Origin of the sequence: Sphaerisporangium rhizosphaerae, from assembly GCF_042665155.1 — a bacterium.
Classification (GTDB): Bacteria; Actinomycetota; Actinomycetes; order Streptosporangiales; family Streptosporangiaceae; genus Sphaerisporangium; species Sphaerisporangium rhizosphaerae.
This window is the reverse complement of the sequence record NZ_JBHTCG010000003.1, coordinates 434,448-450,234: the sequence shown is the minus strand read 5'-3', so window position 1 is coordinate 450,234 and position 15,787 is coordinate 434,448. Positions and strand designations below refer to the sequence as shown.

11 protein-coding genes are annotated in these 15,787 nt (G+C 72.2%); 5 read left to right on the top strand and 6 right to left on the bottom strand.

All coding sequences use genetic code 11. The features are described 5' to 3' along the window. Positions 1 to 249: 249 nt before the first annotated feature. Positions 250 to 2,061 (bottom strand): glycosyltransferase family 2 protein, encoded by a 1,812-nt coding sequence (locus ACFQSB_RS07100; RefSeq protein WP_380825033.1) that lies wholly within the window; start codon positions 2,059 to 2,061, stop codon positions 250 to 252. Positions 2,062 to 2,200: 139 nt separating this feature from the next. On the opposite strand from ACFQSB_RS07100, the gene ACFQSB_RS07095 reads away from it, so the two are divergent. Both ACFQSB_RS07095 and ACFQSB_RS07090 read left to right on the top strand, forming a co-directional pair. After that, positions 2,201 to 2,575, top strand: coding sequence for an STAS domain-containing protein (locus ACFQSB_RS07095; RefSeq protein WP_380825032.1), 375 nt, complete (start codon positions 2,201 to 2,203; stop codon positions 2,573 to 2,575). Positions 2,576 to 2,731: 156 nt separating this feature from the next. Beyond that, positions 2,732 to 5,029 (top strand): HelD family protein, encoded by a 2,298-nt coding sequence (locus ACFQSB_RS07090; protein WP_380825030.1) that lies wholly within the window; start codon positions 2,732 to 2,734, stop codon positions 5,027 to 5,029. 88 nt (positions 5,030 to 5,117) lie between these two features. Here the strand turns inward: ACFQSB_RS07090 and ACFQSB_RS07085 are convergent, their stop codons facing one another. Continuing rightward, complete coding sequence (locus tag ACFQSB_RS07085) at positions 5,118 to 5,909, bottom strand: maleylpyruvate isomerase family mycothiol-dependent enzyme (protein WP_380825029.1); 792 nt, start codon at positions 5,907 to 5,909, stop codon at positions 5,118 to 5,120. 119 nt (positions 5,910 to 6,028) lie between these two features. Between ACFQSB_RS07085 and ACFQSB_RS07080 the strand changes: the two genes are divergently transcribed. After that, on the top strand, positions 6,029 to 7,018 hold the full coding sequence (locus tag ACFQSB_RS07080; RefSeq protein ID WP_380825027.1) for a S66 family peptidase: 990 nt from the start codon (positions 6,029 to 6,031) through the stop codon (positions 7,016 to 7,018). A 60-nt stretch (positions 7,019 to 7,078) separates the two neighbouring features. On the opposite strand, the gene ACFQSB_RS07075 is transcribed toward ACFQSB_RS07080, so the two are convergent. After that, positions 7,079 to 7,450 (bottom strand): SgcJ/EcaC family oxidoreductase, encoded by a 372-nt coding sequence (locus ACFQSB_RS07075; RefSeq protein WP_380825026.1) that lies wholly within the window; start codon positions 7,448 to 7,450, stop codon positions 7,079 to 7,081. Positions 7,451 to 7,560: 110 nt separating this feature from the next. After that, positions 7,561 to 8,478 (bottom strand): LysR family transcriptional regulator, encoded by a 918-nt coding sequence (locus tag ACFQSB_RS07070; protein ID WP_417774565.1) that lies wholly within the window; start codon positions 8,476 to 8,478, stop codon positions 7,561 to 7,563. Between the two features lie 329 nt (positions 8,479 to 8,807). Here ACFQSB_RS07070 and ACFQSB_RS07065 point away from each other — a divergent pair, with 329 nt between their 5' ends. Then, complete coding sequence (locus ACFQSB_RS07065) at positions 8,808 to 10,046, top strand: YbfB/YjiJ family MFS transporter (protein WP_380825025.1); 1,239 nt, start codon at positions 8,808 to 8,810, stop codon at positions 10,044 to 10,046. A gap of 202 nt (positions 10,047 to 10,248) precedes the next feature. Here ACFQSB_RS07065 and ACFQSB_RS07060 read toward each other — a convergent pair whose 3' ends face one another. Beyond that, complete coding sequence (locus tag ACFQSB_RS07060; protein WP_380825024.1) at positions 10,249 to 10,509, bottom strand: GlsB/YeaQ/YmgE family stress response membrane protein; 261 nt, start codon at positions 10,507 to 10,509, stop codon at positions 10,249 to 10,251. A gap of 644 nt (positions 10,510 to 11,153) precedes the next feature. On the opposite strand from ACFQSB_RS07060, the gene ACFQSB_RS07055 reads away from it, so the two are divergent. Then, positions 11,154 to 12,929, top strand: coding sequence for an AfsR/SARP family transcriptional regulator (locus ACFQSB_RS07055; protein ID WP_380825023.1), 1,776 nt, complete (start codon positions 11,154 to 11,156; stop codon positions 12,927 to 12,929). A gap of 36 nt (positions 12,930 to 12,965) precedes the next feature. On the opposite strand, the gene rph is transcribed toward ACFQSB_RS07055, so the two are convergent. Next, the gene (gene rph / locus ACFQSB_RS07050; RefSeq protein ID WP_380825021.1) at positions 12,966 to 15,563 is read right to left on the bottom strand and encodes a rifamycin-inactivating phosphotransferase; all 2,598 of its coding nucleotides are present in this window, start codon (positions 15,561 to 15,563) and stop codon (positions 12,966 to 12,968) included. Positions 15,564 to 15,787 lie beyond the last annotated feature (224 nt).

The window sequence follows — 15,787 nt, the reverse complement described above, 5'->3', positions numbered from 1 at the left end:
GTCGTGCCAACTCTAAGCCATTACCTCGTAGCTGCAAGAGACTGGCAGGAACGACCTAAATGCTGGGGCGTCGCTCTCTCACTGGTAGGGGTGGGCGCCACCCCTTATGTGGCCCCAGAGGTACATATCCGTGGCCGCCCCCAAGTGAAGCCCCCTACTCGGTGCGGGCTCGGCCGAGGTTCGGCCGGCCGGAAACCACCTCGCCGTCGCGGGCTCCGCCGCGGTCGACGGCCGGGTCAGCGGGCGGGATCAGCGGCCGATGCGGATGGTGCGGCGGACGACCGCTCGCGGGCCGCGGGCCGAGACGGTGACCACGAGCCTGCGGCGGATCTTGGACGCCCGCGCGGTGGCCGTCCAGCGCCTGCGCCCCCGCCACCAGGCCATCCCCGGTCCGAGCCCGGCGACCTCGGTCTCGCCGACCTGCACGGGGTAGCGCAGCGGCGGCCCGCCGAGGTCGAGCTCCAGCTCGGCCTCCCAGACGCCCGTGGCGTCGAGCGAGGAGGTGGCGGTGAACCCCGCGGCGCCGGCGGCGGTCACCGGGACCCGCCGCTCGCTGCCGGAGGAGCGTTCGCGCCAGACCACCTGGCGGGCGCGGCCGGCGACCGCGCACCCCTCCCCGACCGTCACCGTGCCCTCGATGGTCAGCGACCCCTTGCCACCCCACGCGGCGCGGGTCAGCCGCGCCGCCCCGGGGACCGCCGCCACATGGCCGCCGATGTCGATGGTGAGGTTGCCGTGCGGGCGGGTGAAGTAGGGCACCGCTATCGCGCCGGTCAGCCGGACGGCGGGACAGGCGACCCCGGAGTCGCGGTCGGCGCCGAACCGCGCCACCCGGCGCACTCCCTCGCACGCCAGCACGATGTACATGTCCCACACTCCGGGGGGCAGGTGCGAGACCTCGACCCCGGCGGCGAAGACGTCGGCCACCGAGGTCACCGGCACCCGCCGCTCGGCTCCGGTGGAGCGTTCCCTGAGCAGCAGCCCGACCGCCACGCCGTTCCAGGAGTCCGACAACGACGCGCGGCCCGAGATCTCCAGGCGGTGCCCCCTCCATTCGAGGGCGGTCAGGCGGCGGCGCAGCACGGCGGTCTCGACCCGGGCGAGCCGTTCGAGCCGCGCGGCGTCCCCCAGGGAGGCGGCGCGAAGCCGGTCGATGGGGCGCAGCCGTTCGAGAACGCCGTCGGTCAGCCACGCCGCGCACATGTCGGACACCTCGCCGGCGATGGCGCGGCGCCGCGCGGCGTCCGCGTCCAGGAAAGGCGCGCCGAGCTGGGCCAGGATGTCGAAACGGAAGTGCCGGCGCATGAGGTGGTCGCGCAGCGGCCCTTCGGGGACGTGTCGCGTCATCAGCTCGACGGGCGTGCGGATCATGCGCAGCCAGGCGAGCGGGTCTCGGCTGCCGGGCTCCTGCATGATGCTGGTGCCGTCCGGGCGGGCCGTCAGGTGGTAGCAGTCGTGGTCGGCGACCACGGAGATCGTGCGCGCGTGGCAGTAGGCGTGCACGGAGAAGACGATGTCCTCCCCCACGCGCAGCGACTCGTCGAACCGGATCTGGTGGCGGGTCAGCAGCTCGCGCCGGAAGAGCTTGAAGCAGGTGAGGGTGTTGTAGACGGTGCTCTCGCCGAGCGGCGCGTGGTCGCGGTTCTCCCGGAACATGGAGGTGGGCACCGTGCGGCCGTGCCCCACCATCTTGCCGAGCACGATGTCGGAGCCGTTGCGCTCGGCCATGGCCACCATGCGCGGGAGCGCCTCGGGACCGAGGTGGTCGTCGGCGTCGCAGAAGAAGACGTAGCGCCCACTGGAGTGCGCGATCGCGCGGTTGCGCGGCCGGGCCGCGCCGCCGGACGGCTGCTGGTGCCAGACCCGTATCTCGGGGAACTTCTCGGCATAGTCGGCGAGCAGCTCGCGGCTGCCGTCGGTGGAGCCGTCGTCCACGACGACGATCTCCTTGCTCACGGCCTGGGTGAGCAACGACGTGAGGCACCGGTCGAGGTAGGGGCGGCAGTTGTGGACGGGCACCACGATGCTCACGTCGACACGCCGACTACTTTCCGTCTTCATTGCGATTCATTATGTAACCGATGACCCGCGCCTGGCGGCGCAATCACCGCGTTGGCATCACCCGTTTTACCTGCTCATTTGGCCGCGCGGGCTTATTACCCGTTTGTCGGGGTAGCCCGGCCCCGACGGAGGTGACGAGATGGCCTATCCGGCGCGCGAAACGGGATTGCACATCAGTGAACGACTCGACGGACAATGCGTCATCGTTCAGATCGACGGGGAACTCGACATGAGTGCCGTGCCGCGCCTGCGCGCGGAGCTCGACCACGCCATAGAGGGGGTACGCCCTCCTTGCCTCGTGCTCGACCTGACGCGCACGAGCTTCTGCGACTCCCTGGGGTTGGGGCTGCTGGTCAACACCTACAACCGGGTTCGCGAGATGGGCGGGAGGCTGGCGCTGGCGGTGACGCCCGGCATGATGGTCTCGAGGTTGCTGACCATCACCCATCTGGACCACCACTTCGACACCTACCAGAGCACGGCGGACGCCGTGGCGACGGTGCAGGCGGCATGACGGGCCGCCTACGGGCGACGGACGGGTGATGGACGCGCGGCCCGCACGGGCCGCGTCGGACGGATGCGAGGGTGGGCGCGAGCTGTTACGCTCGTGCACTTGGCATGTCTTCATCAAGATGCCTTACACCCTGCCCGTAAGGAGTATACCACACCTATGGAGCGTCGCGCATCCTCCAGCGCCCGGACCGAAGCCCTGCGCGCCGAACAGTCCTACGTCTCCATGCTGTACGAGCGCCTCGACGCCGTACGCGAGCGCGCCGAGACGGCGCTGCGCCACGAACACGGGCGCGGCGGCCCCGGCGGCACCCACCAGGCGCGGCTCGAACGCGACGTGTCCGCCCACGAGCACGCCCGGCGGCTGGCCCAGCTGTCCGGCGTGGAGCGCGGCCTGTGCTTCGGCCGCGTCGACGACGTCGAGGGCGACACCTACTACATCGGCCGCGTGGGGCTGCGGGACGCCCGTGACGAACTGGTCCTGATCGACTGGCGCGCCCCCGCGGCCCGCCCCTTCTACACCGCCACCCCGAGCGACCCGGGGCCCCTGGTGCGCCGCCGCCACCTGCACACCCGCGGCCGCACCGTCGTCGGCCTGGACGACGAGGTGTTCGACCTCGCGCGGATGAGCGAGCCCGACCGCCGCACCCTGGTCGGCGAGGCCGCTCTGATGGCGGCGCTGCGGCGCGGGCGCACCGGCCGCATGGGCGACGTCGTCGCCACCATCCAGGCCGAGCAGGACCAGGTGATCCGCTCCGGCCTGGCCGGCGCGCTCGTCGTCCAGGGCGGCCCCGGCACGGGCAAGACCGTGGCCGCCCTGCACCGCGCGGCCTATCTGCTGTACGCGCACCGGCGGACGCTGGAGCGGCGCGGAGTGCTGGTGGTCGGGCCCAACGCCATGTTCCTGCGGTACATCGGCCAGGTGCTGCCCTCGCTCGGCGAGACCGACGTCGTGCTGACCACCGTCGGCGAGCTGTACCCCGGCGTGCGCGCCACGGCGGCCGACGAGCCGCGGACGGCGCTGGTGAAGGGCGACACCCGCATGGTCGAGGTGGTCAGGGCCGCCGTGCGCGACCGCCAGCGCGTCCCCGACGGCGACCTCTCCGTGTGGGTCCCCACCAAGACGTCGGTGCGCGGCGGGGTCGAGGTCGTCGTCGAGCGCATGGAGCTGAGCGTCGGCCACGCCGCCTGCGAGCGCGCCCGCGACCGCGCGCGGGCCGTGCGCGGCCCGCACAACGTGGCGCGCAAGCTGTTCGTCGACTCGGTCCTGAGCGCGCTCGCCCTGGACGAGGCGCGGCGCCTTGACCGGCCGCTGGAGGAGGGAGACCTGCACTACGCCCGCCAGGCCCTGTGGCAGACGCGCGAGGTGCGCGAGGCGCTGGACCTGCTGTGGCCTTACCTCACGCCGCAGCGGCTGCTGTCGGAGCTGTTCGCCGACGACGCGGCGCTGCGCTCGGCCGCCGCGTCCCTTTCGCCCGCCGAGCGCGAGGCCCTGGCCCGGCCGGCGGGCTCACCCTGGACGGTCGAGGACGTCCCGCTGCTGGACGAGGCGGCCGACCTGCTCGGCGAGGACGACGCCGAGGCCAGGGCGGCCGAGCGCGCCGCAGCGCGCGAACGCGATGAGGCCGAGCTGTACGCGCGCGAGGTGCTGCACATCAGCGGGGTCGCCGAGATGGAGATCATGGACGCCGGCGCCCTGGCCGACCGGCACGACGACGGCGGCGACGCGCTCACCACCGCGCAGCGGGCCGAGCGCGACCGGCTCTGGGCCTACGGCCACGTCATCGTGGACGAGGCGCAGGAGCTGTCGGCGATGGCCTGGCGCACGATCATGCGGCGGGTGCCGGCGCGGTCGCTGACCATCGTGGGCGACGTCGCCCAGACCAGCGCGGCAGCGGGCGCCCAGTCATGGGGCGCGATGCTCGACCCGCACCTCAAGGACCGCTGGCGCGAGGCGCGGCTGCTGGTCAACTACCGCACCCCGGCGGAGATCATGGAGGTCGCCGTGGACGTGCTCAGGTCGGTGGCCCCGGACCAGGAGCCGCCGATCTCCGTCCGCGACGGCGGGGCGCCGCCGCGCGCCATGCGGGTGACCCGCGCGGAGCTGCGCCGCCTCCTCCCGAAGCTGGTGCGGTCGGAGCTGGCCGAGATCGGCGAGGGACGGCTGGCCGTCCTCACCGCCGACACCCGGCACGGCGAGATCGCCGCGACGCTCCCCGAGGCGGCGTCCGCGCTGACGGCGGACGCCCTGGACTCGCCGTCGGTCGTGCTGACCGTCACCCAGGCCAAGGGGCTGGAGTTCGACGTGGTGGTGATCGTCGAGCCCGGCGAGATCCTGGCCCAGTCCCCGAAGGGCGGCCAAGATCTCTACGTCGCGATCACCCGGGCCACCCGGCGGCTCACCGTCGTCCACCAGGACGGCCTGCCGCCCGTCCTGTCCCGGCTGGGCGCCGGGTGACCGCCCGGTGAGAAGCGGGCGACGGCGGCCGGCCGGGCACTGACGGGTGGCGAGGACGGCGAGGGGTGGGGCGGCTGAGGGCGGCCGGTCAGAAGCCCGGGAAGACGCGGCGCAGGTCGTCCAGGGTGATCTTCTCGGAGTCCAGGCTCACTTCGGCGGGCGTGTGCTCGGGGGCGTGACGGCCGGCGACCAGGCGCAGCCACCACTCCGCCGGGGCGGAAAGCACGCCGTCCGGCGCGCCGGGGACGTCGGTCAGGGAGACCGCGTCGTCGATGCCGAGGCCGAAGGACCGCTCCGGGGAGGTCAACCGCACCGCGATGGCCGCCTGGCCGTCCAGCTCGCCGGCGCTGCCGGTGAAGCCGAGCAGCACGCCGGCCTCGTCGAGCAACTGCGCGACCGCCCACGGCTCCAGCGTCGCCGCCTGGTCGAAGGCGACCTTGACGTCCCAGGTGTGGTAGGCGAACTCGGTGAGCCGCATGCCGGTCAGGCCGGCCACGTCCCTCGGCGGAGCGGGGAACCAGAGCGGGATGCGCAGTTCGTCCTTGGTCTGCCGGTCCAGCCCCTCCAGCCGGCTCACCAGCGCCTCGTTCGCGCCCACGACGTGCTCGGCGCGCTCGGCGCGCGACCGCCCGTCCCACCGGGCCCAGATGCTCTTGATGAAATCCCCGTCCGGGGCTCCGGCGCCGCTCAGGGCCCCGTCGATGGTCGCGAGGAAGATCTCGGCGCCGCTGCCGAGGTGGCTGAGCACCTGCGAGACGTCCCACTCGGAGGCGCCGGACCGGCGGGCGAGGTCGTCGGCGGTGAAGCCGCGCACCAGCCCGGCCAGGTCGTCGAGGCCGGAGCGCAACGCCGTGATCATCTCATCCGCTCGATCGGTCATTCGTCTCTCCTGTCACATCTTCGGGGCAGTCCGAACGGACGAACACCGGCATCCGCGAGAATCTTCCTCGGCCGGAAAATGAGGTTCGCCGGCCGACGGCGGGCCGCTACCCTCGCGAAATGAACGTGACATTCCCCCGGAAGCTGCGCAGGGGCGACACCGTGCGGGTGGTGGCGCCCGCCTCGTCCCGTGCGATGGTGCTGGAGAACGACCACAGCGCCATCACCGAGCGCCGGTTCGCCGAACTCGGCCTGACGCTGACCTACGGGCGGCATGTGGACGAGCGGGACGCCTTCGACTCCTCCTCTGTCGCCTCGCGGGTCACCGACCTGCACGAGGCCTTCGCCGACCCTTCGGTCGCGGCGATCCTGACGGTGATCGGCGGCTACAGCTCCAACCAGCTCCTGCCCTTCCTGGACTGGGAACTGATCGGCGCCAACCCGAAGATCCTGTGCGGCTACTCCGACATCACGGCCCTGCAGAACGCCATCTTCGCCCGCACCGGCCTGGTCACCTATTCGGGGCCGCACTGGGCGACGTTCGGCATGCGCGACCACTTCGAGCAGATCATGGGGTGGTTCACCGCGGCGGTGTTCGACAGCGCCCCGGTCACGCTCACCCCCTCGGAGCGGTGGAGCGACGATCTGTGGTTCCTGGACCAGGACAAGCGCGAGCCGACGCCCAACGAGGGCTGGTGGCCGATCCACCCGGGCACCGCCGAGGGGCGCGTCGTGGGCGGCAACCTGTGCACCCTCAACCTGCTGCAGGGCACCCCGTACATGCCCTCGCTCGACGGCGCGCTGCTGATCCTCGAAGACGACTTCGAGTCGCACCCGGCGACCTTCGCGCGCGATCTGACCTCGCTGCTCCAGGTACCCGGCGCGGCGTCGGTGCGCGGAGTGGCGATCGGGCGCTTCCAGAGGTCGAGCGGCATGACGCGTTCCCTGCTGGAACAGCTCATCGCCGCGCAGCCGTCCCTCGCCGGCATCCCGGTCCTGGGCAACATCGACGTCGGCCACACCTATCCGTTCGCGACCTTCCCCATCGGCGGCCGCGCCCGCCTCGACGCCACTCCCGGCGCCCCCGCCCTCACCCTGCTCGACCACTGACCCGGCGCCATCGCCCCGGGGCCAGGCGTTTCGCCTGGGACCCGGGGGCGGCGTCATCGGCTAGCCGAGGCGGGAGACCTGGTAGTGGGCGAGGGACCAGCCCTCTTCCGTCCGCCTCACCAGGACGCCGAGGTTGACGGCGATGGGTGGGCGGTCGGTGAAGGAGAAGTCGACGGCCAGGTAGCCGAGGACGAGGCCGTCGGCGAGCGCCCGGGTCTCCAGGACGCGGTACTCGGCGGTCAGCCCGAGCGGCTGGGAGGCGTAGTAGGCCGCCACGCCGGGCCTGCCGACGCTGTAGGGATGCAGCCCCTGGAAGATCGCGTCCTCGGTGAACAGGGCCGCGACCTGCTCGGGCTCGTGGCCGTCGACCGCGGCCTTCCACCGGTCCAGGACCCCCCGGAGGATCGCTTCGTTATCTGTGTTGCCGTTCATCGGCGTTCTCCTGTTGACGAGATCAAGACCCACGTCGACGGGCACCGGTGAGCCGCGGTGAACGGCCGGCCGGCTCCCCGACGTGTCGTGCAACGGTAGGCGACGCCCGCCTACCGCCGGTGCGGGTCGTCCTCGGGCAGCCAGGCGTCCGGGCCGTGAACGCCGAAGTCGCCGGCGTCGCCGCCGTCACCCAGGGCTTCGACGACGGCGAGAACCGCGGCGCGGACCTCGCTCCGGCGCCACACCAGCGACCAGGTCCAGTAGGGCTGTGGCGTGACGACCGGGCGTCGCACCAGGTCCGGCGGCAGTGACGCGGTCTGGCCCTTGGGCGAGTTGACGACCGGACGGCCGCTGCGGCGCACGTGGTCGAAGAACGCCGGGCCGGTGATGCCGCCGTCGGAGACGCGCACCGGGCGGGCGCCGGTCCTTTCGGCCAGTTCTCCGGCGTAGGCGTTCCAGGACGACCAGGAGGCGTCGTCGCCCAGCAGGACGGCGGTGTCCGAGGCGGGCACCTCGCCGGTGTCGTCGCCGGCGGCGACGGCGTGCAGACGGTCGGCGCCGATGAGCCGGCAGTTCAGGCCGTGCCGCTCCAGGTCACCGGCCCGCAGCCAGCACACCGCGAGGTCGAGGCCGCCGTCCGCCACCCGGGAGGCCTGGGTGTGCGAGGGGCCGACCCAGGCGTCGACGTGGACGCGGGCCACCGCGGCGGTGCGGGCGGTCAGGTCCGGCGGAAGCCAGTTGACGTAGCCGAGCAGGACCGGCTCCGACCCGCACAGCCGGCGGGCGCGGTGCCTGACGTCGTCGGCGCGTTCCAGCAGGTCGCGGATGTGCGGGAGCAGGGCCGCCCCGGACGGGGTGAGCGACACCGAGCGGCGGTCGCGGTCGAACAGGCGCACGCCCAGGTCGCGTTCCAGCGCCTTGATCTGCTGGGACAGGGACGGACCCGCGATCAGCAGGCGCTCCGCGGCCCGGCCGAAGTTCAGTTCCTCGGCCACCGCCACGAAGTATCGCAGCTGGCGCAGTTCCACCCTTGTCATGCTACGTCGGTGATAGGCCGCGCCTACCAGCAGGGAGGAAGCCGGTCGTGGCGATCACCCCGGCGCGTGGCCGACGATGGAGCACGTCGCCCGACGCCCGCGTGAGTGGAGCGAACCCCGTGCGTCCACCGCGCGGGCACCCCTCACGACCGGGCCGCGCCGCCATCGCACGATGACGGCTCACGTTCGTACCCGCCACCGCCGAACGGGCGAGCCACGGCGGCGAACGCTCGCGTTCGTACCCGCCACCGCCGGACGGCCGGCGCGGCGAACGGCAGACTCAGCCCGCAGACCTCGATCGACCACGCAAGGACCTCCTCATGACCGAACGACCCCTGCTCGCCTCCCCCGCCGGAGGAGACGGCGCGCTCCGGTCGCCCTGGATCCACGTCGCCCAGGCCGCCGTGGCGCTCGCCGCGGGCATGGGGGTCGGCCGGTTCGTCTACACCCCGATCCTTCCGCTGATGCACGATCAGGCCGGGATGTCCGCGGCGACCGGCGCGAACCTGGCCACGGCCAACTACGTCGGATACCTCATCGGCGCGCTCGCCGGCATCCTGTCCCCGGCGCTGGTCCGCTCCTCCACCCTGCTGCGCGCCGCGCTGGTGGTGCTCACCTGCAGCCTGGCCGCGATGCCCGTCACCGAGAGCCCGGCCCTGTGGATCGCGCTGCGCCTGCTGGCCGGGGTGGCCAGTGCCCTGGTCTTCGTCATCACGGCCGCCTCTCTCCTGAGCCACCTGCGCGAGCACCCCGCGCACCTGGCCGGCTGGGCGTTCGGCGGGATCGGCGGCGGCATCGCGCTGTCCGGCCTGATCGTCCTGGTGCTGCGCCCGTTCGCCGACTGGCGGACGGCCTGGTTCGCCGCGGCCGTACTCGCCGAGGTCCTCACCATGGCCTCGTGGAACCTTCGCCCCGAAGCCGCGCCGACGGCGCGCGCGGAACCCGCCGGGGCGGCGGGCGACGGGCCGAGGACGCGCCCGCACCGCTGGTTCACCGCGCTGTTCGCCTCCTACACCCTGGAAGGCGTCGGCTACATCGTCGCCGGCACCTTCCTGGTGGCGGCGATCGAGCAGAACTCCCCCGGCGGGCTGGGCAGCGGCGCCTGGGTCCTGGTCGGGGTGGCGGCCGTGCCGTCCTCCGCGCTGTGGGCCCGGCTCGGACGCCGCTGGTCCCGCCCCGGCCTGCTGCTCGCCGCGCTCGTCATCCAGGCGGTCGGCATCGCCCTGCCGGCCCTGGTCCACGGCGTGGCGGCGGCACTGGTCTCCGCGGTCCTGTTCGGCGCGACGTTCGTCGGCGTCAGCACCCTCGCCCTCGCCGCGGGCGCCCACCTGCGCTTCCCCCGCTCGGTCGCGCTGCTGACCGCCGGATACTCCGTCGGCCAGATCCTCGGTCCGCTGGTCGTCACCCCGCTGCTCCACCACGGCTACCAGCGGGCGCTGATCCTGGCCGCCGTCGTCGTCCTCACGGCCGCCGTGGCCGCCGCCGTCCTCCGCGTCGGCTTCCCCCACCAGCGCCCCTCCGCGGCGCCGACGACCTCCGCCTCACCGGCGTCGGCATAGCCCCCGACCGCAAGGCCGCATCCACCGGCCAGCACGCACACCCGCCGGAGCAGGAGCCGCCGAGCCCGGACGCGCGCACAACGACGGCGGCCCTCGCCGGAACCCGTGGCTCCGGCGAGGGCCGTGCTGGACGGCGCCGTCGCCGCGTGCCCGCGTCGACCGCAGGGACGCGCGCCGACGGCGCTCACGCACCGCCGACGCGTCAGGCTCCGCCCTTGCCGGCCTGCGCCTTGGCGACGACGGACACGCAGATGGCCGCCAGGACGACCTCCACGAGAAGCACGAGGAGGAGCTTGTCGTCGAAGTGGAACAGGTAGGCGATGCCGCCGCCCACCTGGGCGGCGACGGTGCCCGCGAGGATGGTGGCCGGCCAGCCGATGTTCTGGCGTCCGGGCAGGACCAACCGGCCGAGACCCCCGACGATGGTGCCGGTGACCACGGCGGCGATCAAAAGGATGAGCATTTCAGTCTCCTTGTACGAACATTTCCCCGGTGATGGATCCAGGCGCGGTGAGCGGGGACCCGTTCGCCACTACGGCGAGAGCGCTCCACCGGTCCCCACCGCCCCCGGTCCGGCAGCCCGGCTCTTCACGGAGATTCCTAACAGCGCCGTGTCGACGGATCGTCGACAGATCGTCGATGGCGCGTCAACGGCGCCCGTCACCAGGACGGATCCGGATGGGCCTTTCCGCCGCACCCAGCGCTCTACCAGGACAGGAGCACATCGAGCAGGCGAGCACGGGTGATCCGCGCCGGGTCACGACCCGCTCATCCAGACATCGCCTCTGGACGATACGGTTCGAGCCGGCCGCTGACGTGGCAAAGTGATCACGCTTCGGCGCGATCGGCACGGAGGGCCGGCCGGGAGGATCGACACACTCGTCCGGTCGAACTCACCCATGAGGTCCCGCGTCATGCCGACGTCCTGCTGTCGGTACGCATGAGGAGGATCCCGTGGGTTCCTCAGCTGAGACCGGGCCGCCCGCCCGGCCTTCGCCCTGGGATCACGCAGTGGAGGAGTCCGCTGGTGCACGAGAGGCGGGTTCGGAGACGAACCAGGGCCTCTACTTCGAGATTCTCGGGCCGCTCAGGGTCAGGCGAGACGGCGTGGAGCTTCCGCTCGGTTCACGGCAGCAGAGGCTCACGCTGCTGCTTCTCCTGCTGAACGAAGGCAGGCCACTCCACGCGGACGCCATCATGGACGTCCTGTGGGGAGACTCGGCGCCACGGGCGGCGAGCGGCACGATCCGCACCTACATCTACCGGCTGCGGCATCTGTTCGCACGCCACAACGAGGCGGAGCTCATCAGTTCCACCTCCGGCGGATACGCCTTGCGGCTCGATCCCCGGCGAGTCGACGCCGGACGATTCGTGCTCGGCGTGGACGCCGCGGACTCGGCGCGATCGCGGGGCGACCTCCCCGCGGCGGCGGACCACCTGCGCGGCGCGCTGGCGCTGTGGCGAGGCGTCCCGATGGCGGACCTGCACAGCGATCTGGTCGACAGGCAACGCGTCCGGCTGGAGCAGCGGCGCGTCGCGGCCCTGGAGGAACTGTTCGGCGTACAGATCGAACTCGGCCGGCACCGCGAGGTGCTGGAGGAACTGACCGCCGCGGTGACGGCCGAGCCCATGCGGGAACGGCTTCGGGAACTGCTGATGCTGGCCCTGTACCGTTCCGGGCGGCAAGCCGAAGCCCTGCTGGCCTACGAGGAGTTCCGGCGGTCGCTGGGCGAGGAGCTCGGCGCCGACCCCGGCCCTGATCTGCGGAGCCTGCACCATCGCATCCTCCAGGCCGACCCGGCCCTGCGAAGGGGACGCAGTGATCCGCCGCCACTCGGTGCGGCTCGCCCCAAGCCCGAGCAGTTGCCGGCGTCTCTGCCGGTCTTCGTCGGACGCCGGCGGGAACTGGATGCGCTGGAAGCCGTGTCCGCTCCCGTGGTCGCGATCAGGGGCATGGCCGGCATCGGCAAGACCGCCCTCGCGCTGCGGTGGGCGCACGATATCGCGGACCGTTTCCCGGATGGCCAGCTCTACATGGATCTGGCCGCATTCGATCCCACGGGTGTGAGCGTGGAACCCGGCCAGGCCCTCCGTTCCTTCCTGCATGCTCTGGGCGTGCCGGCGCACCACGTCCCCGAGGGCCTGCAGGCGCAGACCGGACTGTTCCGCAGCCTTCTCGCCGGGCGCCGCATGTTGATCGTCCTGGACGACGTTCGCGACGCCGAGCATGTGCGGCCCCTGCTCCCCGGGCACCCGGAGTGCCTGGCGATCATCACCAGTCGCAACGAGCTGTCCGGGCTGATCGCCTCGGAGGGCGCGCATCCCATCTCCGTCGGGCCGATGGGCTCGGGCGACGCCGAAGCGCTCCTCGCCGCGCGTGTCGGCGTCGCCAGGGTCGCCGCCGAACCGGCGGCCGTCCAGGAGATCACGACCGAGTGCGCCGGACTGCCGCTGGCCCTCGCGGCGGTGGCGGCCCGGGTCGCCGGCCGGCCCGGTTTCTCCCTCACCGCCATCGCCGCCGAGATCCGTTCGGCCCACGGCACTCTCGACTACTTCACCGGCACCGATGACGACGCCACCGATCTGCGCGTCGCGTTCTCCTGCTCCTTCCAGCCGCTGAGCCCGGAGGCCAGGCGGTTGTTCCAGATCCTCGCCGTGCACCCCGGCGACGAGGTCGACGTCGCCGGGGTGGCCGCGATCACCGGACTGCCGAGGTACGCCGCCCAGGCCCGGCTCACCGAGCTGACCTCCGCCCATCTCCTCATCGAGCACACGCCGCAGCGCTACACCTTGCATCACCTGCTGCGCTCGTACGTCCGGGAGAGAAGTGACCAGCGGAGACCCTGCAGCCTTCCCGGTGACGTCTGCGTCACCTCGCCGTGATCACGCCGGGGGAAGGGCTTGCCGGTGACCGGCCGGTCAGGGCAGTAGCTCGACGTACCCGTCGCTTCCGTGCACGCGGATCCGCTGCCCGTCGGTGATCAGCCGAGTGGCGTCCACCACGCTGACGACGGCCGGCAGGCCGTACTCCCGTGCGATCACCGCTCCGTGTGTCATCGTGCCTCCGACCTCCGTGACCAGGCCGGCGATGGCGACGAACAGGGGCGTCCAGCTCGGGTCGGTGTGGACCGTGACCAGGATGTCGCCCGGTTCGAGATCGGCCTGGGCCATGTCCAGGATGACGCGGGCGCGCCCTTCGACGGTCCCGGCGGAGACCGGCAGGCCGGCCAGGGCGCCTGCCGGCACGTCATCGCGTCGGTAGGCTCCGGTGATGATCTCGCCGTCCGAGGTCATCACCCGGGGCGGCGTGAGGGCCTCGTACGACCGGAACACGTCCTTGCGCCGCTGGATCAGCTCATCATCGACCTGGTTCGAGCGCACGACGTCGTGGAACTCCTGGAAGGTGAGGTAGAAGACGTCCTCCTTCTCGGAGAGCACCTTCGCCCGCACGAGGCGCTCGGCCTCTTCCATCAAGGCCTGCTTGTAGACGAAGTAGCGGCTGATGATGCCGTACTTCGGGTACTCCCGGTAGCCGATGAAGGTACGGACCCGTTCGATCATCCGCTTGGTCTCCTCGGCCTTCTCCTCCCCGTCCGGCAGCGCGCGCAGGCGTTCGAGCACCTCCTGCGTCTTCTTCCGCGCCTCCTGCCGTCCTCGCTCGAAGCGCCGCTCGGCGGCTCCCGGCTCGAAGTTCCTGACGTGGTCGAGGATCAGGGGCACGAGGGTGGAAGGGCGTTCGCGCCAACGCCACCTCGTGATGTCGATCTCGCCGACGCAGCGCATGCCGTACCGGTCGAGGTAGGCCTCGATGGCGTCGCGCGCCTCGGTCCCGCCCGCGAACTTCGGCAGCTCGTCCAGGAACCCGTCGTCCTGGACGCCCTGCAGGAACGCCACCACCTCCGGATGCGGGCGGATCACGTCAGCGACGTCGAGCAGCGCCAGTCCCATCTCCGAGGTGACGTTGCCGGGGGCGGACAACGTGAGGGTGTCGGCCGCGTTCGTCTCCCCCAGCCATTCCCGCAGCCGGTCGTTGAGCCACCAGGTGGCCTCCATCCCGGCCATGATCACTTTTATGCTCAGCGGATCACTGACGACCCGCTTGTGCTCCTGGAACGCCTTCAGCAGGAAGTCGAACAGCGCCGGCCCGGTCTTGGTCCGGATGTCGCGCCGCAGGGCGGCGAGGGACGCCCGGCTGCGCTCGACCAGCTCGGTGACGACGGCCGGATCGGTCTCGACCGGGGCGGGCGCGCCGCCGGGCGGCGGCCCGCCGGGACCGGCGTCCGGGGACGCCAGGACGAAGTCGTCGCGATCGAGGACGGTCTCCAGCGCGTCCCTGGTCAGCGGATCGGACCTGCCCACCATCTCCAGGAACCCGGCACGGCCCGCGGCCGAGGCCAGCATCCGGGTGCCGTCGACGAACAGCCTCCCGCCGGCCTCGTGCATCGGCGTCATGGCCGTCAACTGCCACATGGAGAGCCCCAGTGGCTTCATCGCGTCGGTCATCATCTGCTGATGACCGACGGAGAGGTAGACGTGGTTCTCCCGGTCGCGCGCCGCGGGGATGGGGAACAGCGTGGTGATCGGCCGGCTCTGCACGATCTGGAAGTCGTCGTCGACCAGGCACCATTCGATGTCCTGCGGGCGAGCGAAATGCGCTTCGATCCGCCGTCCGAGTCGCACGAGCCGCACGACCTGCGCGTCCGTCAGCGCCGGCTGCTCCTGCCGCCGCGGGTCGATCGCCACCTCCTGCGTCCCGCCGGCCGGCAGGGCGTGAAGGGCACGCTGTTTGGCGGCGACCGCCCTGGCGACGACCTCGCCGTCGCGCACTTTGTAGACGTCCGGGGTGACCAGCCCGGAGACCATGGCCTCGCCGAGGCCGAAGCCGGCGTCCACGGTGGCGACCTTCCGGTCGCCGGTGACGGGGTCGGCGGTGAACAGGATCCCGGCCGCGTCCGGGAAGACCATCCGCTGCACGACCACGGCCATGTGGACCTTGCGGTGGTCGAAGCCGTTCCGCAGGCGGTAGGTCACGGCCCGCTCGGTGAACAGCGACGCCCAGCACCGGCTGACGTGCTCCAGGATCGCCGCCGGCCCCATGACGTTCAGATACGTGTCCTGCTGGCCCGCGAAGGAGGCCGTCGGCATGTCCTCCGCCGTCGCGCTGGATCGCACGGCGTAGGCGGCTCGCTCGCCTGGCCGGGCGAGCGCGCCGGTGATCGCCGCCGCCAGATCGCCCGGGACGGCGGTCCCTTCGATGATCCGGCGGATCTCCGCGCTGAGCGTGCGGATCGCCTCCCGGTCGTCCGGCTTCAGGCGCGACAGCCGATCGAGCCGGTCATCCATGGACGGCGCTTCGGCCATGATCCGCCGGAAGGCCGCCGTCGTCACGCAGAACCCGGCCGGCACGCGGATGCCTTCGATCCGCGACAGCGCGCCCAGGTGCGCGGCCTTGCCGCCGACGACCGCGACCTGCGTCTCGTCGACCTCTCGAAGGTCCACCACGTACTGCTCGATCATCGCGACACCTCCGAGGCGACCGTGCTCCACCGCACGGCGACCGCCGACCGACTCACCGGCTCCCGAGCGTCGCGCCCCCCGTACATCGACGACACACCCACGTTTTCCCCCATATCTCTCGTCGGTGCTGTGTCCGGCCGTCGATTCTGCGGCAAGACCCGGGTCTTGCCGCAAGCCCCCCGGTGCGCTATACGTTGGAAATGGAAGGAAGTGCCATCGTCGCG